At 57.7% G+C, this 19,955-nt stretch carries 20 protein-coding genes and 2 tRNA genes; 9 read left to right on the top strand and 13 right to left on the bottom strand.

Annotation, left to right across the window (positions count from 1 at the left end; translation table 11 throughout):
• Positions 1 to 8: 8 nt before the first annotated feature.
• Positions 9 to 314, bottom strand: coding sequence for a hypothetical protein (locus CU100_RS02275; protein ID WP_106714928.1), 306 nt, complete (start codon positions 312 to 314; stop codon positions 9 to 11).
• Positions 315 to 332: 18 nt separating this feature from the next.
• Positions 333 to 1,691, bottom strand: coding sequence for a 3-phosphoshikimate 1-carboxyvinyltransferase (aroA, locus tag CU100_RS02280; RefSeq protein ID WP_106715944.1), 1,359 nt, complete (start codon positions 1,689 to 1,691; stop codon positions 333 to 335).
• A gap of 241 nt (positions 1,692 to 1,932) precedes the next feature.
• On the opposite strand from aroA, the gene CU100_RS02285 reads away from it, so the two are divergent.
• Together CU100_RS02285 and CU100_RS02290 are read left to right on the top strand one after the other, a co-directional pair.
• Positions 1,933 to 2,316 carry a TIGR02300 family protein gene (locus tag CU100_RS02285; protein ID WP_106715945.1) on the top strand — a complete coding sequence of 128 codons (384 nt, stop codon included), beginning with the start codon at positions 1,933 to 1,935 and terminating at the stop codon, positions 2,314 to 2,316.
• A gap of 160 nt (positions 2,317 to 2,476) precedes the next feature.
• Positions 2,477 to 2,552 (top strand) — tRNA-Ala (locus CU100_RS02290).
• A 63-nt stretch (positions 2,553 to 2,615) separates the two neighbouring features.
• Here the strand turns inward: CU100_RS02290 and CU100_RS02295 are convergent.
• The 5 genes from CU100_RS02295 to rfbA form a co-directional block, all read right to left on the bottom strand.
• Positions 2,616 to 3,539 carry a manganese catalase family protein gene (locus CU100_RS02295; protein ID WP_106714929.1) on the bottom strand — a complete coding sequence of 308 codons (924 nt, stop codon included), beginning with the start codon at positions 3,537 to 3,539 and terminating at the stop codon, positions 2,616 to 2,618.
• Positions 3,540 to 3,670: 131 nt separating this feature from the next.
• On the bottom strand, positions 3,671 to 4,558 hold the full coding sequence (rfbD, locus tag CU100_RS02300; protein WP_106714930.1) for a dTDP-4-dehydrorhamnose reductase: 888 nt from the start codon (positions 4,556 to 4,558) through the stop codon (positions 3,671 to 3,673).
• Positions 4,555 to 5,625, bottom strand: a complete 1,071-nt coding sequence (gene rfbB / locus CU100_RS02305; RefSeq protein ID WP_106714931.1) for a dTDP-glucose 4,6-dehydratase — start codon at positions 5,623 to 5,625, stop codon at positions 4,555 to 4,557. Before rfbB ends, rfbD begins: the two co-directional genes overlap by 4 nt.
• Before the next feature lie 15 nt (positions 5,626 to 5,640).
• The gene (gene rfbC / locus CU100_RS02310) at positions 5,641 to 6,195 is read right to left on the bottom strand and encodes a dTDP-4-dehydrorhamnose 3,5-epimerase (protein ID WP_106714932.1); all 555 of its coding nucleotides are present in this window, start codon (positions 6,193 to 6,195) and stop codon (positions 5,641 to 5,643) included.
• Positions 6,188 to 7,072, bottom strand: coding sequence for a glucose-1-phosphate thymidylyltransferase RfbA (gene rfbA / locus CU100_RS02315; protein WP_106714933.1), 885 nt, complete (start codon positions 7,070 to 7,072; stop codon positions 6,188 to 6,190). The genes rfbC and rfbA overlap by 8 nt, the downstream gene beginning before the upstream one ends.
• 229 nt (positions 7,073 to 7,301) lie before the next feature.
• Here rfbA and CU100_RS02320 point away from each other — a divergent pair, with 229 nt between their 5' ends.
• Both CU100_RS02320 and CU100_RS02325 read left to right on the top strand, forming a co-directional pair.
• The gene (locus CU100_RS02320) at positions 7,302 to 8,219 is read left to right on the top strand and encodes a glycosyltransferase family 2 protein (protein ID WP_106715946.1); all 918 of its coding nucleotides are present in this window, start codon (positions 7,302 to 7,304) and stop codon (positions 8,217 to 8,219) included.
• The gene (locus tag CU100_RS02325) at positions 8,212 to 9,021 is read left to right on the top strand and encodes a glycosyltransferase (RefSeq protein ID WP_106714934.1); all 810 of its coding nucleotides are present in this window, start codon (positions 8,212 to 8,214) and stop codon (positions 9,019 to 9,021) included. The genes CU100_RS02320 and CU100_RS02325 overlap by 8 nt, the downstream gene beginning before the upstream one ends.
• Positions 9,022 to 9,024: 3 nt before the next feature.
• Here the strand turns inward: CU100_RS02325 and CU100_RS02330 are convergent, their stop codons facing one another.
• Both CU100_RS02330 and CU100_RS02335 read right to left on the bottom strand, forming a co-directional pair.
• Complete coding sequence (locus CU100_RS02330) at positions 9,025 to 10,452, bottom strand: phosphomannomutase (protein ID WP_210204080.1); 1,428 nt, start codon at positions 10,450 to 10,452, stop codon at positions 9,025 to 9,027.
• Between the two features lie 131 nt (positions 10,453 to 10,583).
• Positions 10,584 to 11,171, bottom strand: coding sequence for a TetR/AcrR family transcriptional regulator (locus tag CU100_RS02335; RefSeq protein WP_106714935.1), 588 nt, complete (start codon positions 11,169 to 11,171; stop codon positions 10,584 to 10,586).
• Positions 11,172 to 11,269: 98 nt separating this feature from the next.
• On the opposite strand from CU100_RS02335, the gene CU100_RS02340 reads away from it, so the two are divergent.
• Both CU100_RS02340 and CU100_RS02345 read left to right on the top strand, forming a co-directional pair.
• A complete protein-coding gene (locus CU100_RS02340; RefSeq protein WP_106714936.1) occupies positions 11,270 to 12,388 on the top strand; it encodes an efflux RND transporter periplasmic adaptor subunit in 1,119 nt (372 codons plus the stop codon).
• Complete coding sequence (locus CU100_RS02345; protein WP_106714937.1) at positions 12,385 to 15,495, top strand: efflux RND transporter permease subunit; 3,111 nt, start codon at positions 12,385 to 12,387, stop codon at positions 15,493 to 15,495. Before CU100_RS02340 ends, CU100_RS02345 begins: the two co-directional genes overlap by 4 nt.
• Before the next feature lie 159 nt (positions 15,496 to 15,654).
• Here the strand turns inward: CU100_RS02345 and CU100_RS02350 are convergent.
• Positions 15,655 to 15,728 (bottom strand) — tRNA-Gln (locus CU100_RS02350).
• Positions 15,729 to 15,823: 95 nt separating this feature from the next.
• A complete protein-coding gene (locus CU100_RS02355) occupies positions 15,824 to 16,582 on the bottom strand; it encodes an NIPSNAP family protein (RefSeq protein ID WP_245418900.1) in 759 nt (252 codons plus the stop codon).
• A gap of 102 nt (positions 16,583 to 16,684) precedes the next feature.
• On the opposite strand from CU100_RS02355, the gene CU100_RS02360 reads away from it, so the two are divergent.
• Together CU100_RS02360 and CU100_RS02365 are read left to right on the top strand one after the other, a co-directional pair.
• The gene (locus CU100_RS02360; RefSeq protein ID WP_106714938.1) at positions 16,685 to 17,293 is read left to right on the top strand and encodes a TetR/AcrR family transcriptional regulator; all 609 of its coding nucleotides are present in this window, start codon (positions 16,685 to 16,687) and stop codon (positions 17,291 to 17,293) included.
• 90 nt (positions 17,294 to 17,383) lie between these two features.
• Entirely contained in the window at positions 17,384 to 18,334 is a 951-nt protein-coding gene (locus CU100_RS02365; RefSeq protein ID WP_106714939.1) for a DMT family transporter, read from the top strand.
• A 60-nt stretch (positions 18,335 to 18,394) separates the two neighbouring features.
• Here the strand turns inward: CU100_RS02365 and CU100_RS02370 are convergent, their stop codons facing one another.
• Both CU100_RS02370 and CU100_RS02375 read right to left on the bottom strand, forming a co-directional pair.
• Positions 18,395 to 18,589, bottom strand: coding sequence for a glutathione S-transferase (locus CU100_RS02370; RefSeq protein WP_106714940.1), 195 nt, complete (start codon positions 18,587 to 18,589; stop codon positions 18,395 to 18,397).
• Positions 18,590 to 18,611: 22 nt separating this feature from the next.
• Positions 18,612 to 19,073: an OsmC family protein gene (locus CU100_RS02375; RefSeq protein WP_106714941.1), complete on the bottom strand. Its 462-nt coding sequence runs from the start codon at positions 19,071 to 19,073 to the stop codon at positions 18,612 to 18,614.
• Positions 19,074 to 19,168: 95 nt separating this feature from the next.
• Between CU100_RS02375 and CU100_RS02380 the strand changes: the two genes are divergently transcribed.
• Positions 19,169 to 19,951 (top strand): SDR family oxidoreductase, encoded by a 783-nt coding sequence (locus CU100_RS02380; RefSeq protein WP_106714942.1) that lies wholly within the window; start codon positions 19,169 to 19,171, stop codon positions 19,949 to 19,951.
• Positions 19,952 to 19,955: the final 4 nt, after the last annotated feature.

A 19,955-nucleotide genomic window follows, 5' to 3' on the forward strand; every position in this document is an offset into this window, starting at 1 on the left:
ACGGAACATTAATGTTTGGTCCTCTTGCCTATGACAAAACCTATGCCGTAACCGGCCATCGATCCAATTGCGGGCGGCAGGAGAAGAAATTGCAACGGCGCCCGCTCGCCGATGCTTGCATTCCACGCATAGAGGAAGATGAGAAGCAAAGGAAGAACGACGCAAAAAATCGATCTGCTGACCCCCGGCCAAGGCTTTTCAGCCTCGCTGGCAACAGTCCCGGCACAGGCACTTCTCGCCGCCCAGACCACGAAGGGAACGCTAGACATGACATAGAGGAGATAGACGGTAAGACGCGACATGAGCTCGGTCATCGCTGACTTCCCGTGCCGTTATGCTACTGGACTATCGAATTCGGCAATTTCTGCGCCCATTCCGGTCATCATGCCCATGAACTCCGGGAAGCTGGTGGCGATCATGGCCGCATCGTCAATGGTAACGGCCTTGTCCGCGGCGAGGCCGAGCACAAGAAAGCTCATGGCGATCCGGTGATCGAGATGGGTTTCAACCCTGCCGCCTCCGATTCCCTTGCCATCCGGCCGCCCGCGTACGCTCAACCTGTCATGCCCTTCGGTACAGTCGACACCGTTGGCCTTCAGGCCGGCGGCAACCGCCGCAAGCCGGTCGGACTCCTTCACCCGTAATTCCTCAAGTCCATTCATCACCGTTTCGCCGGTGGCAAAGCAGGCTGCGACCGCCAGAACCGGATATTCGTCGATCATCGAGGGCGCACGATCTGCGGGCACGTTCACACCCTTGAGCTCAGAGGCCTGAACGCGCAGGTCGGCAACATCCTCACCACCGGCGAGGCGCTCATCGACGATCTCTATGTTGGCTCCCATTTCCTGCAAAGTCAGGATAAGTCCGGTGCGGGTGGGGTTCATCAGCACGTTCCGGATTGTGATGTCGGAGCCCGGTACGATGATGGCCGCAACCAACGGAAAGGCAGTGGAGGAGGGATCGCCCGGCACGTCGATTGTCTGGCCGGTCAGCTTGCCCTGGCCTTCGATGCGGATATGCCGCACGCCTTCCCTGTCGGTCTCGACGGATAGATTAGCGCCAAAACCTGCCAGCATCTTTTCTGTGTGGTCGCGCGTCATAACCGGCTCGATCACGGTCGTGATGCCTGGCGTGTTGAGACCCGCGAGCAGTACGGCAGATTTGACCTGGGCCGACGCCATAGGTACCCGGTACGTGATCGGAGCGGCGACCTTCGGGCCGCGGAGGGTCAATGGCATTCGGTCACCCTCAGCCGCGGATACCTGAACGCCCATTTGGCGCAAGGGATCAAGCACCCGCCCCATCGGCCGTTTAGAAAGTGAAGCGTCGCCGACGAACCTGGTCTCCATGGCATATGTGCCGACCAGACCCATGGTCAGGCGTGCGCCTGTGCCCGCATTGCCGAAATCAAGCGGGGACTCAGGTTGCAACAGGCAACCATTACCAGTTCCCTGGATGATCCAGATGTCGCCTTCCTTGGCGATTTTCGCACCCATGGCCTGCATGGCGCGTCCGGTATTGATCACATCCTCACCCTCAAGCAGTCCCGTGATGCGTGTTTCGCCGGAAGCGAGCCCGCCAAACATGAAAGAACGGTGCGAGATCGATTTGTCGCCGGGAATACGGACATCGCCGGAGAGAGCCTTTGAGCGGCGGGAAGTGGCGGGCTTTGGCAGTGCGGAGTGAGACATGAACAGGGTCAATCGCGGTAAAAGGAGGTCATCGGGATGCGGGCACCCTCCTAACACAGCTTCACCTCATGGTCATCTTGCAAATTCAATGACTGGCACAAGCATTTTTTCGCTTTGACAAATGCGCCGAATTGCGTTTATGGGACCGCAAATCCATTTTGATGAGCGCTGACATAAGCGTTGGGTCATGACAGGCCCCAATGTAGTCGAATGCAAGCGCAGCCAGAAGACGAGGCAAAACGTGGCAAATCCAAAACTTGGCACCAAGCGAATTGACCCGGAGACCGGGCAGAAATTCTACGATCTCAATCGGGATCCGATCGTTTCGCCCTATACGGGAAAGACATATCCGCTCAGCTACTTTGATTCGACTGCAGCGTCAGCGCGCGAGGAAGAAGAAGAGGTCGAGACGGAAGAGCTCGATGTTGCTCTGGAGAAGCCGGAATTCGTGGCGCTCGAAGAGGCTGACGCCGAAGGCGATGATGTTCCGGATATCGGCGACGACGATGTGGAGGTCGAAGACGCCGACGATGACGACACCTTCCTCGCCACTGACGAGGAAGATGAAGATGACGACGTCACCGATATCCTTGGCGGCGGTATCGGTGACGACGACGAGAATTGATTTTGTTTATTCCTGTTCACCAAAAATATCCGGCGAACAGGACTTGATCTTCGGGACGGCGGGCGATAAGTACCGCCATCTTCTCGAAAGCAGGCGAGCTTCCAGATCTCGCCTGAACACTTGGCCGGTGCAACCGGTGCGGCATCAAAGCCACTGAGATGGGGCCATAGCTCAGCTGGGAGAGCGCTTGCATGGCATGCAAGAGGTCAGCGGTTCGATCCCGCTTGGCTCCACCATTTCTTCTCCGTGCCTAAATCAGAAACAGCGCGCCACTTCGACGGCGCCGCGGTTACGGAAACTCACCTGCTCGCCTTATAGAGTTTCACACCTATCTCGAACATCTCTTCGGGGGCGTAATCGGGCGTGAAAGCGGAGGGTACTCCAGTCAACTGGTGAATTTTTCCACCCTCGGGCATGCCGTCCACGACTTCGAGTTCGCCAGGTGGATCGGTGGGAAGGGCCATTTCTCCATTGCCCCATATGCCGGCCATCTCGGTGTAATCCTCGGGGCTGAACGTATATAACCGGCGGTGCGATCCCTCATCGAGATATTTTTGACATTCCGGGATTTTGGCCAAGGGGATATTCGGTGTCGGCAGCATCTTCTCTATGTCGACGCCGGTAATTTTCTTGAGGGCCAATGCATATGCGTGGGCGTGAACCGATCCCCGAACAAGTAGGTACCCGCAAACTTCTCTTCCCGTCGGATCCGAAAGCGTTTCATAAACGCGAAGTTTATGTAGGCGGGCACCGCACTCCAGGTGGAAATTGTGCAAAAGATCCATGACGACGTTGCCGGTCGTTGTTACGAAGTCGTTGTTCCAGGGGATCCCTCCGCTGTTCGATGGAGTGGCGCCGCCACCGTTCGACAGGAATGCTGCGGCCAGCCTGATGTCGGTCATGTCTTCGAACGGAGCATCCGAGATATCACCGCCGTCTTCTTCATCCGCATCGCTGTCGGGCCCGTTGTTGAGCATTGTCACGCCATTGCTGACGAGTTCCACATGACCCAGTTCCTCGGCCGTGATCGAAGCCACGAGACTGTAGAATGGACGCAGTTTCTCCTTGCTGCGGAAGTTGAAGCTCTGGAACATGTAGTTGTTCAGCGTCGACATCTCGCCATACTTGCCTCCCAGCAGTTCCTGCAATGCAGCACCGGCGTTGGGATCCATCTTTTTAGGTGCCGGGAGATCGATCTGTAGTTTGTTCACGCGCATAAACATATTGGAGTCTCCTCTTGGTGAGGCAACCCAACCGCAGCAATCCTCTTTGGTTCCCGATAAAACCATGCGACAGCCGATTACCGTCGAACTGTCCCCGCTGCGACGTAGCGGCTCGCGTTGAGCGTTATCGCCTAGTGTCTGCCGGTTAACATACCGATCACCGGTACGAGTGATGGTTGCCAATGGGGCGCCCGCCAGCCGAACACGTCGAAGAACTTCTCGGTGGCCAGTCTGGAGTTTAGTGGGCGCGTTGCCCTCGTCGGATATTCCGCTGTCAGGATGTCCCTGACCTGCGCGTAAGGCCCACCGTTCCGGCGGCTTTGCGCAAAGATTTCCCGCGCGAAAGAACTCCAGCTGGTATCTCCCGTACCGGCCAGATGATAGGTGCCATACGCATCGAACGTCGCGTCCATTCGCAATCTTTCGGCGACTTGCAAAATGCCGTCCGCAATATCGAACGCAGACGTTGGATTTCCCCATTGGTCCGACACCACGGAAACAACGTCGCGGCTTTCGGCCAATCCGAGCATCGTCTTGACGAAGTTCCCGCCAAACGGGCTGTAGACCCAGGCGGTACGCAAGACGAGATGCCGTGCGTTCGCAGCCGCTACGGCCAACTCCCCGTCAAGTTTGGACTGACCATAGACGCTGCGCGGTCCTGTACGGTCTTTTTCGGTATAGGGCTGTTCCCCCTCTCCAGAAAAAACATAGTCGGTGGACAAATGAAGCACTGGCACGCCAATCGTCGCGGCAGCCTCTGCTATCGCCCCTGCGCCTGTTACGTTGATGGCGAATGCAAGGTCCGGCTCGTCCTCTGCCCGGTCCACCGCGGTATAGGCGGCTGCAGAAACGACGAGATCAGGCTTGGCGGCCCGAATGGTCTCGGCAATCGTTCCGGGCCGGGTCAGATCCAGCTGCGGGCGCCCGAGAGCGACGACGTGAACCGACGGATGCCGTGCCGCGCGTTCGACGAGGCTGCGCACAACCTGTCCCTCCCGGCCGGTAACCGCAATCCTCATGATGCTCCCTTGGTCGCTGCCCCAAGTCGCTCACCGGCGTAACGTTCGCCCCGGATCGGCTGCCACCACCATTCATTGTCGAGATACCACTGGATGGTTCGCTCAAGTCCAGTCTCGAACGTCTCTGCCGGCTTCCAGCCGAGCTCGCGTTCTATCTTGGAGGCGTCGATGGCATAACGGCGGTCGTGGCCCGGCCGGTCGGTGACAAAGGTGATGAGGTCGCGGTAACGTTTGCCGCCGCTTCTGGGCCGCTTGTTGTCCAGTATATCGCAGATCGTCTCGACGACACTGAGATTGGTACGCTCTGCCCGCCCGCCGATATTGTAGCTTTCGCCGGGTTTGCCCTTGGTGACCACCAGTTCCAATGCCCTGGCATGATCTTCTACATACAGCCAGTCACGCACGTTTGCACCGGCACCGTAAACGGGAAGCGGTTTCTGATCCAGCGCATTGAGGATGACCAGCGGGATCAGCTTTTCCGGAAAATGAAAAGGACCATAATTGTTGGAACAGTTCGAAAGAACGACAGGCAGACCATAAGTCTCGTGCCATGCCCTGACCAGATGGTCGGAAGCAGCTTTCGATGCTGAATAGGGCGAGGATGGCGCGTAGGGAGTATCCTCGGTGAAGATGCCACTGTCGAAGGGCAGGTCGCCAAAAACCTCGTCTGTCGAAATGTGGTGAAAGCGAAAGTTCGATTTGTTCGGCTCCGGCATTTCCCGCCAATAGGTCAAGGCAGCGTTGAGCATCCGAAACGTGCCGATAATGTTGGTTTCGATGAAGGCAGCCGGACCGTCGATTGACCGGTCGACATGACTTTCCGCCGCCAGATGCATTATTGCATCGACCTTTTCACTGCGCAGGATGCCGAGGATAGTGGTTTCGTCGCAGATATCCGTTTCGAAGAAACTATAATTCGGATGGTTCTCCAACTGGCGCAGTGAAGCAAGATTACCTGCATAGGTAAGTTTGTCGACATTGACGACGTGGTTCTTCGGGTTGCCGGCAAGATGGCGGCAAACCGCGGATCCAATAAAGCCTGCTCCGCCGGTAACGAGTATTTTCATCAACAGGGTGGCTCCTCAGGGAAATAGATCGGCATCGTCCAGCGAAGGCGCGTTCCGGTCCTTGTCAGAAAGCTGAACAGCAGGGGATGCGAAAGGCCATTCGATACCTATGGACGGATCGTCGAACCGGATGCTGCGGTCGTGCTCGGGTGAATAATAGTCGGTAACCTTGTAGATCACTTCGGTGTTTTCCTCCAAGGTCAGAAAACCGTGCGCGAAACCTTTTGGAACGAGAATCTGGTTCCATTTCGCAGCCGACACCTCAAGTGCGATCCATTTCCTGAACGTAGGCGAAGCCCTCCGTATATCGACGACGACGTCGAGTATGGAACCGCTCACCACCCGAACGAGCTTGTCCTGGGCGCGTGGCGGCAATTGGTAGTGCAGGCCGCGCAAAACCCCCTTGGCAGCCGAAAGAGAGTGGTTGTCCTGGACGAATTGGAGATTGATACCTGCGTCGGCCAGAGCCTTTGCATTGTACGTCTCCGAGAAAAAGCCCCTGTCGTCGCCGAACTTGCGTGGCCGGATCTCAACGACGCCATCCAGAGCGAGTGAAATGACGTTACTCATCGTTTGCTACCTCAGCGGCGCGCCGGCGCAGGTAATCGGCATAATCGGTCCTGCCCATCTTCTCCGCCCGCGCAAGCACCTGTTGTGCATTCAGCCAGCCCCATTCGAGGCCGATTTCTTCGGGACAGGCGATCTTTATCCCTTGCCGGTGCTCGATCGTCCGCACGAATGACGAAGCCTCGTGCAGACTGTCATGCGTCCCCGTATCGAGCCATGCATAGCCGCGTCCCAATCGCTGAACCAGCAGATCGCCGCGCTCGAGATAGATGTTGTTGACGCTGGTAATCTCGAGTTCGCCGCGGTGCGAGGGTTTGATGGACCGGGCTATATCGACGACTTCATTGTCGTAGAAGTAAAGGCCGGTAACAGCCCAGCTGGACTTTGGCTTGGCAGGTTTCTCCTCGATCGATATTGCGCGGCCAGTCGATTTGTCGAACTCGACCACACCATATCGTTGCGGATCCTCCACATGGTAGGCGAATACGGTGCCGCCTTTCTTGCCGGATGCTGCCGCCTGGCAGAGGTCGGAGAGACGATCGCCGAAATAGATATTGTCGCCAAGAATCATGGCAACACTGTCGTCACCGATGAACTTGCGCCCGATGATGAAAGCTTCGGCGAGGCCATTCGGACTTGGTTGCTCGGCATAGGAAAACTTCACGCCGAATTCGCTGCCGTCTCCAAGCAATTTCTGGAAGAGCGGCAAATCGTGGGGCGTCGAGATGACCAGAATTTCGCGTATCCCCGCCAGCATCAGGACGCTCAGCGGGTAATAGATCATCGGCTTGTCGTAAATGGGAAGCATTTGCTTCGATACGGCGATAGTCAATGGATAGAGGCGCGTACCGCTTCCACCTGCAAGTATAATCCCCTTCATTCAATCTCATCCTTGCCAAACATACAAAATATCCCAGAAAATAATCTACTGGACAAACGAAGCTGATTTCAGCACAAGCGCGAAATGCGGTTCCCTCATCTTTATGGCAGACATTTGGCGGCAATGGTTGATCAAGTCAACTACGCCCAGGGTTCAGTCGCGTCTGTTCCGGGAAGAATTCGCTCATTTGTACGCGCGATTGCATTTGATGGCGGCCATGGATCCTGAAATGCAGCTTGAAACCCGATCGGCGGTCAGCGCTATCATCGTTACGTATAATCCCGGCTTCGCCGCCCTGAGACTGCTTCTCGATGCGATTATTCCACAAGTGGAGCAGGTGTTCATCATCGATAATGGCTCGACGGCCGACATTGCAGCGTGGCTGGTCGAACAGGATATTCAGGTCGATCTCGTGAGACTCGGTGATAATTTCGGTATCGCCAAGGCACAAAATCGCGGCATAGCAGAGGCTCGGGCGCGCGGCGCGACCTTCATTCTCCTTCTCGATCAGGATAGTCTACCTGCGCCGGACATGGTGGCTAAATTGCTATCGGCTGCAAGAACGAAAATCACCAATGGTGTGAAGCTGGCATGTGTCGGACCGCGCTATTCAGACGTAAGGCAGAATAATCCGCCGCCATTCATCCGGACGCGGGGTTTACGTCTGGAGCGCCAAGCCTGCACGAGGGCGGATGCCGTCGTGGACGTCGATTATCTCATCGCTTCGGGCTGTCTCATACCGATGTCAGCGCTCGATGACGTGGGCGGAATGCGCGAGGAATTGTTCATCGACTATGTGGATATCGAATGGGGGCTGAGGGCGCAGCAGAAAGGCTATAGCTCCTTTGGCGTTTGCGCCGCGCTCATGCGGCACGACCTGGGCGATGAACCGGTGTTATTCCGTGGCAGGCAGATCCCCGTGCACAGTCCGATTCGGCATTATTACCATTTCAGAAATGCCATCTGGCTCTACCGCCAGCCGTGGTTGCGTTTGAACTGGAAGGTGATAGACGGATCCCGTCTCCTGCTGAAATTTGCATTCTACAGTCTGATGACTGTTCCCCGGCTCCAGCACGCAAAAATGATGACGATGGGTGTCTTCCACGGATTCATCGGCAAGATGGGAAAAAAGGCCGGCAATGCCTGAACCCGTCAATATGGAACTCACGGCTTGCGTCGTCGTCTTCAAACCCGACAGGCTAACAGTGATAAGAACACTGAAAAGTCTGAGGCAGGCGCTCGACTCCCTGCCGCCGCAGCTTGTAAAGCTCACCATCGTCGATAATTCGCCAGGCAATGCAGACCATACCTGGTTGCAGGAAGTATTAGGTGAATTTCCCTGCGAGATTATTTCGGGACAGGGCAATGTCGGGTTCGCCAGGGCGAACAATCTTGTTCTCGGGAATGTCGGCAAGTATCACCTCGTGCTCAATCCGGACGTGGAAATGGAGGCGGATGCGCTGGAGCAGGCACTCGCTTTCATGCGGGACAATGACGATTGCGCCCTGCTTACGCCACAGGCATTCAACCCCGACGGCAGCAAGCAATATTTGTGCAAGAGATACCCGACGCTGTTTGACCTTTTTCTGCGCGGATTTGCGCCGGCTTGGCTCAAATCATCGTTCAGGAAGCGGCTCGACAGGTATGAGATGCGCGACCAGCCCGCAAACGCGATTGCATGGGATCCCCCCATTGTCAGCGGGTGCTTCATGTTGTTTCGTGGCGAAGTTTTTGAAAAGCTTCAGGGCTTTGATTCGCGTTACCTGCTCTATTTCGAAGATTTCGACATCTCCCTGCGTACTGGTGAGATCGCGCGCATCGCCTATGTGCCGTCAGTTCGGATAGTGCACGAGGGCGGGCGAGCCGCTGACAAGGGGCTCTGGCACATCTGGCAGTTCATGCGCTCTGCCGCGATCTTCTTCAGGCAGCATTCGATGAAGATATTCTGAAATTCAAGCTTCGTTGAGGGCCTTTTCGGCGCGGCTCAAGCCCCACTGCAAAAGTTCGTCGGCCCGTTCTCCCGCTGCCGCTTCTGCGTAGCAGCGCAACTCCGGCGCATTGCCCGATGCGCGATAGTGGATCACCTCGCCGGACGAAAGCACAATCCGGACACCGTCAATGGCATCGTTCTCCCTGATCGCGCCGAGATCCGCAAAGAAGCGTTCTCTGAGGCTTTCGTCGAGCAGGCTTCGTAGAAAAGGTCCGCTTCGGTTGGCGTCGACATGCTCGATTCGACCACTGCGCGTAAAGCGCTCGGGCATGGTCTGGAGGAGTTCGGACAGCGGGACACCTTGCTCGGCAGCCATTCCGAGAACAGCCAGAATGGGAAGCATGGCGTCGCGGGTCGGCAAGGCATCCACCAGTCCTGCATTTGTTGAAACGGGAGAACCTAACAGAACACCGCCATTGGCCTCGAAGCCAACAATGCGATCGTACCCATCCTGGCGCGCCTGCTCCATGCCCTCGATGACGTATGGCGAACCGACGCGGGTGCGGTAGACCTTTGCAAACAGACCGCTGAGCTCGATCGCCGTGTTGGATGTAACGGGGGTGACGACCGCGTCCGCTTGCAGAAAACAAGCGGTCAGAAGCCCGACGCTGTCCCCGCGCAGGAACACACCCTGTTCATCGGCTATAAGAGGCCGGTCTGCATCTCCATCCGTCGAGACGAGGGCGTCCAGCTTGTATTTTTTGACAGCCGCATCCGCGAATTGCATGTCTTCCGCACGTAGAGCTTCGGTATCCACCGGCACAAAGACCTCTGAACGGGCGAGGGCAACGGCGTCGGCACCCAGTTCCTGCAGCACGGCCACGATCAAGTCGCGCGCAACCGAGCTGTGTTGATAAACGCCGATTCGCCGACCGGACAGGCTCCCGGACTTCAAAAGCGAGAGACACCGGCTGGTGTAGTTTTCCAGCGCATCGGGCGAAATCGCTAGGGGCTCGCTCGAAAGCGGGGGCGCTGCTGCTTCAAGGTCGAGGGTCGAAAGGATGCCAGCCTCGTCGCTCTTGTCGATTTCGCCGTCCGGGCGGTAAAACTTGAGACCGTTGCGATCTGCCGGAATATGGCTGCCCGTGACCATGATTGCCGCAACCTTGGCGCTCATTGCGCGGTATGCCAGCGCCGGTGTGGCAACCGGGCCGCAGTTCTCGACATCCATGCCGAATTTTCGTGCCGCAGCTATGCATGCAGCTGCCATCCGGGGACTGCTCGATCGCAGATCGTATCCGACGAGCAAAGGACCACCGGCAGAAATCCGGTGAGCGCTTTGCATATGTTTGAGAAACGCCACCGTATAGGCGTGGCAAACTGAATCAGGCAGATCTGTTACAAGGCCGCGAAGCCCGCTCGTTCCAAACTTCAGACTTGTCATGGGCACCATCTTCTTCGGGCAACCGGAACCGCCGGGACCGCGAATTCGGCTTGAGGATTACTCGTGCCCGTGTAACGCTTTTGGCGTCAGATGACAACGAAAGCCACGGCGGGCTATCTAGACAAGGCAATGGAATGTCACTGTACATCGGGGGAACGCGCGATACGCCGGACCTCATCGGCAGCCGCTTCGAGAACATCCTGCGACATAGCGCCGTCTGACAGAACACGAGAGATAGTCACTGCGCCCACCATGAGCGACAATATGGCCATCGCCTTATGACGAGGCTCCACGCCCTCTGGCTCTGCCATCAGTTCGTCGAGGATCTGCAGATGAGCCTCGATTCCCTCTTGAAACGGGGCCCGTACCTCTTCGCTTTGACGTGCGGCGTCGGATCCAAGTGCCACCAGCGGGCACCCGTCGCTCCTTTCCTGCCGGTGGCCCTCTGACAGGTAGAACGCGACGACCGCTTCAAGCGGATCAGCACTATTCTCAGCTGCTGTCGACCATCTGCGGGTTGCACTCTCCATCGCCCGCTTTGATGCCTGCGCCGCCAGATCGTCTTTCGATTCGAACTGCTTGTAGAATCCGCCCTTCGTTAGGCCGGCACCTTTCATCAAATCCTTCAGCCCGATGCCGTCGAAACCATGCTCCCGGAAGAGCTGGCTTGCGACATTTATCACCGCCTCGCGATTTGCTTCCGCTTGGGCACGGCTCACACGCATTGTAATCTCCTTTTAGATTTCATTTGACATCTATATATCATTTAGAGTTAGATCGCAATCTAATTTGAACGCTGCGCCCGTCAAGAAGGTAATTGAAGATGTCTCGCAAGTTTCTTTTCTCATTCATTGCCTTTCTGGCGGCAGCCGGCGTTGCGATAGTCGCGTTTGTTGCCGAGCCATTCGGAAAGACCGCGGAAGCCGCGGATCCCCGCATGACCCCGCCGCTTGTCAAGATTGTGAGGGCAAAGGCCTCCGAGGCAGCGGAGCGGACCTTCACGGGGACCATCGCGGCACAGGTACAGAGCGATCTCGGGTTTCGTGTGCCTGGAAAGATCATCGAGCGTTACGTGGACGCTGGGGAGAAGGTCAAAGGTGGCGAGCCATTGATGCGTATCGATGAGACTGACCTGCGCCTTGGGCTCACGGCGAAACGCAATGCAGCCACCGCTGCGCGGGCGGTGTTCACGCAAGCCGAGGCCGACGAGCGGCGCTACGCCGCCCTCGTAAAGAATGGCTTGGCCGCCTCTCCCCAACGTTATGAGCAGGCAAGGACGGCGCTCGACACAGCTGCCGCACAACTTGCTGCGGCCGAAGCCGACGCGCGGGTGGCCGAGAATGAGGCCACTTATTCGCTCTTGGTCGCTGACACAGATGGAACAGTGGTTGAGACTCTCGGCGAGCCTGGACAAGTGGTTGCAGCGGGACAGACGGTAGTCAGACTTGCCAAGGCCGGGGCCCGGGAAGCACTCGTCTGGCTGCCTGAATCGCTTCGGCTGGAGATCGGCGAAGTGGCGCGCGCCAGGGTGTACGGAAATGAGGCGGAGGAAGGACGGGCACAGCTTCGCCAGATGTCAGACGCTGCAGACCCTCAGACGCGCACTTACGAGGCACGCTGGCTTCTGGAGGGGGCGGCGGCTTCGGCTCCGCTTGGCGCGACAGTGACGATAAGTGTTCCAAACAAAAACACTCAGTTGCTTGCACTCATCCCGATTGGCGCAGTGCTGGATGACGGCAGTCGAACCGGCGTGTGGGTGTTCGAAGAGAATTCATCGCGTGTCCACTTCAGGCCGGTGAAGATCGAACGCATCGGCGAGGCGGACGCAGTGGTTTCAAGCCTGAAGGCAGGCGAGCCGGTCGTCGCGCTCGGGGCCCACCTGCTCGTCGACGGCGCGAGCGTCCGGACCAAGGCGGAACTAACCGGAGCGGCGAACCAGTGAATCTCAACCTTTCAGCTCTGGCCGTCCGCGAGCGGGCCGTCACCTTGTTCTTCATCCTCCTTCTGGCCGCCGCGGGCATCTACGCCTTCGTCAAACTCGGACGCGCAGAGGATCCCTCCTTCACCATCAAGACTATGACAGTGACAGCTGTCTGGCCGGGGGCAACAGCGCGCGAGATGCAGGATCTTGTCGCCGAGCCACTTGAGAAGCGGCTCCAGGAACTGACCTATTACGATCGTGTCGAGACGACCACACGGCCGGGCTATGCGTTTTTGACCGTCACTTTGAAGGATAGTATGCCGCCTGATGAGGTGGAGGAGGAGTTCTACCAGGCCCGCAAAAAGCTTGGAGACGAGGCTCGCAACCTGCCGAAAGGTGTTCTCGGACCTTTTGTCAACGACGAGTATTCCGACGTGAGCTTCGCTCTTTATGCGTTGAAGGCCAAGGGAATGCCTATGCGCGAGCTCGCGCGGCAGGCCGAACTGATCCGGCAGGATCTTCTGCACGTACCGGGCATCAAGAAGATCAATATTCTCGGAGAGCGTCCTGAACAGATCTTCGTCGAATTCTCCTATGCGAAGCTGACTACCCTTGGAATCTCGGTACAGGACATCGCTGCCGCTTTGCAGAGGCAAAACACGGTCACCCCCGCGGGCTCGATCGACACAAAGGGGCCTCAGGTATTCATGCGCTTCGATGGTGCATATGCTGGCGTCCAGGCGATCGCCGATACACCCATCGTCGCTGGTGGACGCACGTTGAAGCTTTCGGATTTGGCAGAAGTGCGGCGCGGCTATGAAGACCCTGCTACCTACCTCATCCGCCATGAGGGTGATCCGGCCATCATGCTGGGCGCAGTCATGCAGCAGGGCTGGAATGGTCTCGAACTCGGCAAGGCACTCGAGGAAAGGTCTGCCGCAATCGCTCGAAACCTCCCGCTGGGCATGACGCTCGCGAAGGTCAGCGATCAGGCGGTGAACATCGAAGCTGCCGTTGGCGAGTTCATGATGAAATTCGCCATGGCCCTCGGGGTCGTATTGCTCGTCAGTCTCATCAGTCTTGGTTGGCGGGTGGGAATCGTGGTTGCCCTCGCGGTTCCGCTCACGCTTGCCGTCGTCTTCCTCATAATGCTGGAAACCGGCAGGTTCTTCGATCGGATCACACTGGGCGCGCTGATTCTGGCGCTGGGACTTCTCGTTGATGACGCCATCATCGCCATCGAGGTGATGGTCGTGAAGATGGAAGAAGGAATGGACCGCATCAAGGCGGCCGCATACGCATGGAGCCATACGGCAGCGCCGATGCTGTCGGGAACTCTCGTAACGATAATCGGCCTGATGCCGGTTGGCTTCGCGCGGTCCACCGCGGGTGAATATGCGGGGAATATCTTCTGGGTCGTGGGTTTCGCCCTGATTGTCTCCTGGGTCGTCGCGGTGATCTTCACGCCGTATCTGGGCGTCAGGATGCTGCCTGAGATCAAGGCAGTCGAAGGTGGCCATCAAGCCATTTACGATACTCCCAACTACCGCCGTCTGCGTGCGCTCATCGAACTTGCAGTTCGCCACAAGTTCATGACATGCGCTTTGGTCGGCATCGCTATGGCCGTTTCCGTGGCCGGGATGGCAGGCGTCAAACAACAATTCTTCCCGACGTCGGATCGCCCGGAGGTTCTGGTCGAGGTCCGCATGCCCCAAGGCACGAGCATCGGGACGACGACGGTCGCGGTCGAGAAGGTCGAAAGCTGGCTTCAACACCAGCCCGAGGCGACAACCGTCACGAGCTATGTCGGCCAAGGTGCTCCTCGCTTCTTTTTTGCCATGGCGCCGGAATTGCCAGATCCCGCTTTTGCCAAGATTGTCGTACTCACACCTGATGCCACCGCGCGCGAAGCCTTGAAACAGCGCCTTCGAGCTGCCGTTTCGGACGGATTGGTCCCAGAAGCCTATGTTCGGGTCACGCAGCTTGTGTTTGGCCCCTACACTCCGTTTCCTGTCGAGTTTCGGATCATGGGCCCTGATTCCGGCGAATTATACGAAATCTCACGGAAGGCTCTCGATATCATGAAAGGCGTGCCGGACGTCCGCCAGGCGAACCGTGACTGGGGCAATCGAACGCCGGTCCTTCGTTTCACCCCTGACCAGGACCGCCTCAACGGTATCGGCCTTTCGCCGGTGGAAGCTTCCCAGCAGATGCAACTGTTGTTGACGGGTATCCCCATTACGCAGATACGCGAAGATATCCGCAATGTGCCGGTCGTCGGTCGCAGTGCCGGTGAGAACCGGCTTGATCCTTCAAGACTGGCAGACTTTTCGCTGATGAGCAGGAATGGCCGGCAAATCCCGCTCGATCAGATCGGCCGTTCCGAAATCAGGTTGGAAGGGCCCGTCATGAAGCGCCGCGACCGGACACCGGTTGTCACGATCCGTTCGGACATCAATGAAAAGGCGCAACCACCCGAAGTCTCCCAAAAGGTTCTGAAGGCGCTTCAGCCGCTGATCGCCTCGCTTCCCGCGGGCTATCGCATCGAGATGGGTGGAAATATCGAGGAGTCGCTCAAGGCCAACGCTGCCCTCGTCAAGATTTTCCCGGTGATGATCGCCGCCATGTTGTTCGTTATCATCCTCCAGGTCCGTAGCCTTTCAACCATGACCATGGTCATGATGACGGCGCCGCTGGGCCTCGCCGGCGTGGTGCCGGTGCTTCTTCTTTTCAATCAGCCCTTTGGCTTCAACGCCATCCTCGGGTTGATCGGACTGGCTGGAATCCTGATGCGTAACACCTTGATTCTGACGGAACAGATCAAGGAGAATCAGGCAGCCGGTCTCGACGACTACCACGCGGTCATCGAGGCAACGGTGCAGCGGACGCGACCTGTCATCTTGACTGCACTTGCGGCCGTCCTGGCCTTCATTCCACTTACCCATTCGGTGTTCTGGGGATCGATGGCATACACGCTGATTGGCGGAACAGCCGTAGGTACCGTGATGATCCTCCTCTTTCTTCCCGCTCTTTACGCAGCATGGTTTCGCATCAGTCCGGCGAAGAAAAACGACGAGCGGGAAACGATTGGGGAATCGCCTATGAAAGCGGCAATCGCTGCCGAGTAGGCACTGTCGAGAGCAGATGGATCTTCGATTGTGTGTCGGCCTGGAAACCGGGGCAACAGGATAAGCGCCGCTTGACCGGGGATCCGCGCCGGAATGGCGCCTGACAATGGATTGTCTTATCAGGCTTGCTGAGTACAGACTTCGTGAGAAAAATCGAAGTGGCTGGGGAACCTGGATTCGAACCAGGACTAACGGAGTCAGAGTCCGTGGGTCTACCGTTAACCTATTCCCCAAAAAGCTGGCAGCATTGGCCGGTGCGGGTCGTCATATAGTTGAATTCCACCCAGATGCAAACCCCTGATCTCAAGTTTTTTGGAGATGCCTGTTCCTAGCGTAACAATGATCTTGTCGTGGGAGAGAGCCGGGCGACGATCGGATGCGCCAGGACATAGGTCTCCAGCCGCGGCAATTCTGCCCGCCAGGCAGGGTTATCACGCAACGCTCGGGCGAATGCCGATTGTGCGTGAAGTGACTCGAATCGCGAGAAGACGATAACGACATTCTCGCCCTCGCGTATCGGCAGGCGCGTGAATGTATTGGGGCTGTGCTCGGAAGCGAATGTCGCAATCGTGTGGTTTCCGGCGGCGCGCAGAAGCGGTGCAAGGACTTCCTCATGGAAGTCCAGGAATCCCGCTTCGGCAGGAGCCTGAAGCCGATAGGTCACGGTCTCGATGATGGAATGCGGTAAACTGCCCAAGGCAAGGTCGCCGCGGTCTCGAGGGAGCGTAAAGCCACTGGCCGCACGGGCGGGATGCAGCAGAAGAACATCATCGGAGTCGATCATCGTGGCGTTGGCCGCATTGCGGTGAGCTCTCCAGACCGGGCCGTCGTAGAATGCTGTCAGCGCTTGGCGGCGTGCCTCCATGCCGGAGAATCCCCGCAACCAGACGAACGCATCGGGGTCATCGGCGTCCCGAAACTGGCCGACGATCGTCATCCCGCATGTTTCCTGACCTTCAAGAAAATGGGTTTCGAACAGCGAAATCAGGTCGTCTCGCCGCCCAGGATGCAGCGTGTAGCGGCGGAGCTCAATGATGGGGCTGTGGACGTCGCCCATCGATATAGGCGCAGGTTCCAAGACGGTCACGTTAATTCTCCTCCCGGAAAAACAAACAGGTCATCCTGTTTACTAAACTAAAACCGGTTGTCCTGTTTTGTCAATGCGTTATTGTTCACCGGGAGGTTCATCATGAAGCAGGAAACCGCCGAACGGCCGAAACGCATCAATAATCCGCAAGGCATGCGTGCGCGAATTCTCGACGTTGCCGCCGATCTTTTCCAACGAAACGGATATAACGCAACAAGCGTGCACGACGTCGTTCGTGGTGCAGCCACCACCGGGGGCGCACTGCACCATCATTTTGCGACAAAGAAGGCACTTGGTCTTGCTGTCATCGCCGAACGTGTGGCCAGGGAGGTAGACGAGACCGCAATCCAGCCCATCGCCACCGCTCCGTCGGCGGCCGCGGGTATTCGCACGGTATTCAATGGCGTTGCCGATGTGCTTGAACGTAATCGGGCCGTGTCGGGCTGCCCTCTCAATAACCTGGCATTGGAGCTATCGCTGGCAGACGCGGACTTTCGCGAGGCGGTGAACGCAGTCTTCGACCGCTGGCGGGCGGCACTCTCGTCCCGGTTGCGGGCCGACAGACCGGATCTCGATGCATCGCGGTCACATGATCTCGCGACATTGGTGGTCGCGAGCTACTCCGGCGCCATGGCCATGGCCAAGGCCAGCCAGAGTGCTGAACCGCTGCGGGCATGCGCCAAGCAGTTGCAAACCCTCTTCGCTTCCTGAACTTTTTCGACAGCCGCGCTTTTTGGCTGGATTGGCGGCAAGAAATAGCCCAAAGCAATCGAAAAACCTTTCGATTCAGGAAACGATCCGATGATTACTGCCCCGGCGCGCTTTGCCAGCGCGTCCATCTCGTCAGCCGCGCGCAGCGGCGTGCTGCTCATGCTTCTCGGCATGCTCATGTTCTCGCTCAACGACGTCATGGGGAAATGGCTCGTCTCCACCTATTCCGTGGGACAGGTGGTTTTCATCCGCAGCGTCGCAGCGCTCGTCGTGCTCGCGCCGTTTCTCTGGTTTAGTGGCCCGGCAAAAATCATTCAGGTGGATCGCCCGTGGCTGCAGGCTGCGCGCGTAGTTCTTTCCACGGCAGAAGTCTTTGCCTTCTATTTCGCTGTTGTCTATCTGCCGTTGGCCGATGTCATGACCTATTGGCTTGCCGCACCCATCTATGTGGCGGCGGTCTCGCCTTTCGTGTTGAAGGAGCCCGTGGGCTGGAGGCGCTGGACGGCCATCATCGTCGGCTTCATAGGCGTGGTGATTGCGCTTGAGCCCTCGTCGCAGGCGCTGACGCCACAGGCGATCATCTCCATACTGGGCAGCATGTTCTTTGCCTTCATGCTGCTGCTTGGCCGTTCGCTCCGCGGCACGCCGGACACGACGCTGGTCTTCTGGCAAATCATTGGCGCTGGGCTTGCCGGGTTGGTTGCCGTCACTTTCGAGTGGACGCCGGTCAGCCTGCGCGACGTCTTCCTGTTGGCATTGCTTGGCGTTGTAGCCATGCTCGCGCATGTTCTCGTCAACCGCGCATTGAAGCTCGCCGACGCTGCAACCGTCGCGCCCCTGCAATATACTCTGCTCTTCTGGGCGATCCTCTTCGGGTGGCTGGTGTTTGGAGACGTGCCGCGCGTGTCGATGCTGGTTGGTTCGGGCTTTATCGTCGCCTCTGGACTGTTCATCTTCTTCCGCGAACAGCAGTTGAAGCGTGAGGGACGGATGAAGGCACCGGCCGAAACCGTGGTCACGGGATCGGGTGAAGGCCCCTGATCGGCATACGCCACATACCGGAGCAGAACTCTACCAGCTTCGAAGTGCGGAAAAGAGTTTTTACACGCTGTCGTAGCTGCGGCGTTGCAGCGCCGCATCGAAGTGATTGACGGCTTTCTCGAACTTGTCGCGACAGCCCGGGTTGCAGAACCCGACGACTGCGCCGTTATAGAGCGTCAGGCTATCCTCCTGTATTGGATCGCCCGACCATGGGCAGGTGGTGTTGATGGCGTCGCCGATCTTCAATTGAGTCATGCTGTCTCCCCTTTGGTGAAGCTCAGACAGGCTGAACCGATATATGAGTAACCACGGAATTGGCAATGAAACATTGCTCGTGCGCGTCATGGTGCAAGTGCTGCTCGGTCTCCGCATCTGGCGCGGCGCTTGCATAGGTCACATTCGGCCTGAGCGTGACCCGGCTGACGTAAAGCTTCCCCTTGTCATTTTTGGCGAGTTCGCCTTCCGCCATATCGCGATATTCGTCGACGACGAAACCTTTCCTGGCGGCGCCGTTCAGAAAAAACAGCATGTGGCAGCTCGAGATCGATGCGACAAAAGCCTCCTCCGGATCCACGTTCTCGGCCGTGGAATAGGGCAGGCGCACAATGTGCGGGGAAGATGAGGCAGGGACTTCCGCGCCGCCATCGAATTGCCAGACATGCGCACGGCTGTATTTATTGTCTGTGAAGATTGCACCCTGCGGCCGTGTCCAGAGAACAGTTGCGCCAAATGTGGTCATCTCTTGCGTTTCCCAAATCCAGATAGTTTTGAAGCCGAGCTTGTCAAAACGCGCTCGAATTGTCGATAAGGGATCAAACAACCGGAGAGGACAACATGGATCTTGGTTTAAAAGGCAGGCGCGCCATTGTCTGCGCGAGTTCGAAGGGACTCGGGCGTGGCGTTGCGGAAAAACTGGCGGAAGCCGGTGTGGACCTGACGCTGAATGCGCGAACCGAAGCGACGCTGCGTACGACAGCCGATGAGATTGCCGCCAAATATGGCGTCAAGGTCCAGATCGTTGCCGAGGACGTGACTACGGACGCAGGACGCAAGGCACTCCTGAAGGCAGAGCCGGAGCCCGATATCCTCGTCAACAATGCGGGTGGTCCGCCAGCCGGCAATTGGTCCGATTGGGGCGAGGAGGAATGGCTGAAGGCGATCAACAACAACATGCTGACACCCATCCTTTTGATGAATGCGATCCTGCCGGGAATGATAGAGCGGAAATGGGGACGAGTACTGAATATCACGTCCGGTTCGGTAAAGTCGCCGATCGCTTCACTTGGACTTTCCAACGCGGCCCGCAATGGCCTTACCGGGTTCGTCGCCGGCACCGCCCGGCAAGTGGCGAAGCACGGCGTCATCATCAACAATATCCTTCCTGGATCGCATGACACGGACCGGACCAAAGGCTTCTTGGAGCGCACAGCGCAGGCAAGGGGCATCACCATAGAGGAGGCCCGCGCCGAAGCCTATGCGGAAAACCCGACCGGCCGCTATGGCACGGCCGAAGAATTCGGCGCAGCCGCGGCTTTCCTGTGCAGCCAGTATTCAGGTTTCATCGTCGGCCAGAACCTGTTGCTCGATGGTGGCGCGTATAATTCAACGCAAGGGTGAGCTT

Source organism: Phyllobacterium endophyticum (assembly GCF_003010935.1).
Lineage (GTDB): Bacteria > Pseudomonadota > Alphaproteobacteria > Rhizobiales > Rhizobiaceae > Phyllobacterium > Phyllobacterium endophyticum.

Bases quoted from the DNA above. Each gene is read 5' to 3' on its own strand.
- CU100_RS02275 (WP_106714928.1), bottom strand. From the start codon at position 314: ATGACCGAGCTCATGTCGCGTCTTACCGTCTATCTCCTCTATGTCATG.
- aroA (WP_106715944.1), bottom strand. From the start codon at position 1,691: ATGTCTCACTCCGCACTGCCAAAGCCCGCCACTTCCCGCCGCTCAAAG.
- CU100_RS02295 (WP_106714929.1), bottom strand. From the start codon at position 3,539: ATGTTTATGCGCGTGAACAAACTACAGATCGATCTCCCGGCACCTAAA.
- rfbD (WP_106714930.1), bottom strand. From the start codon at position 4,558: ATGAGGATTGCGGTTACCGGCCGGGAGGGACAGGTTGTGCGCAGCCTC.
- rfbB (WP_106714931.1), bottom strand. From the start codon at position 5,625: ATGAAAATACTCGTTACCGGCGGAGCAGGCTTTATTGGATCCGCGGTT.
- rfbC (WP_106714932.1), bottom strand. From the start codon at position 6,195: ATGAGTAACGTCATTTCACTCGCTCTGGATGGCGTCGTTGAGATCCGG.
- rfbA (WP_106714933.1), bottom strand. From the start codon at position 7,072: ATGAAGGGGATTATACTTGCAGGTGGAAGCGGTACGCGCCTCTATCCA.
- CU100_RS02320 (WP_106715946.1), top strand. From the start codon at position 7,302: ATGCAGCTTGAAACCCGATCGGCGGTCAGCGCTATCATCGTTACGTAT.
- CU100_RS02325 (WP_106714934.1), top strand. From the start codon at position 8,212: ATGCCTGAACCCGTCAATATGGAACTCACGGCTTGCGTCGTCGTCTTC.
- CU100_RS02335 (WP_106714935.1), bottom strand. From the start codon at position 11,171: ATGCGTGTGAGCCGTGCCCAAGCGGAAGCAAATCGCGAGGCGGTGATA.
- CU100_RS02340 (WP_106714936.1), top strand. From the start codon at position 11,270: ATGTCTCGCAAGTTTCTTTTCTCATTCATTGCCTTTCTGGCGGCAGCC.
- CU100_RS02360 (WP_106714938.1), top strand. From the start codon at position 16,685: ATGAAGCAGGAAACCGCCGAACGGCCGAAACGCATCAATAATCCGCAA.
- CU100_RS02365 (WP_106714939.1), top strand. From the start codon at position 17,384: ATGATTACTGCCCCGGCGCGCTTTGCCAGCGCGTCCATCTCGTCAGCC.
- CU100_RS02370 (WP_106714940.1), bottom strand. From the start codon at position 18,589: ATGACTCAATTGAAGATCGGCGACGCCATCAACACCACCTGCCCATGG.
- CU100_RS02375 (WP_106714941.1), bottom strand. From the start codon at position 19,073: ATGACCACATTTGGCGCAACTGTTCTCTGGACACGGCCGCAGGGTGCA.
- CU100_RS02380 (WP_106714942.1), top strand. From the start codon at position 19,169: ATGGATCTTGGTTTAAAAGGCAGGCGCGCCATTGTCTGCGCGAGTTCG.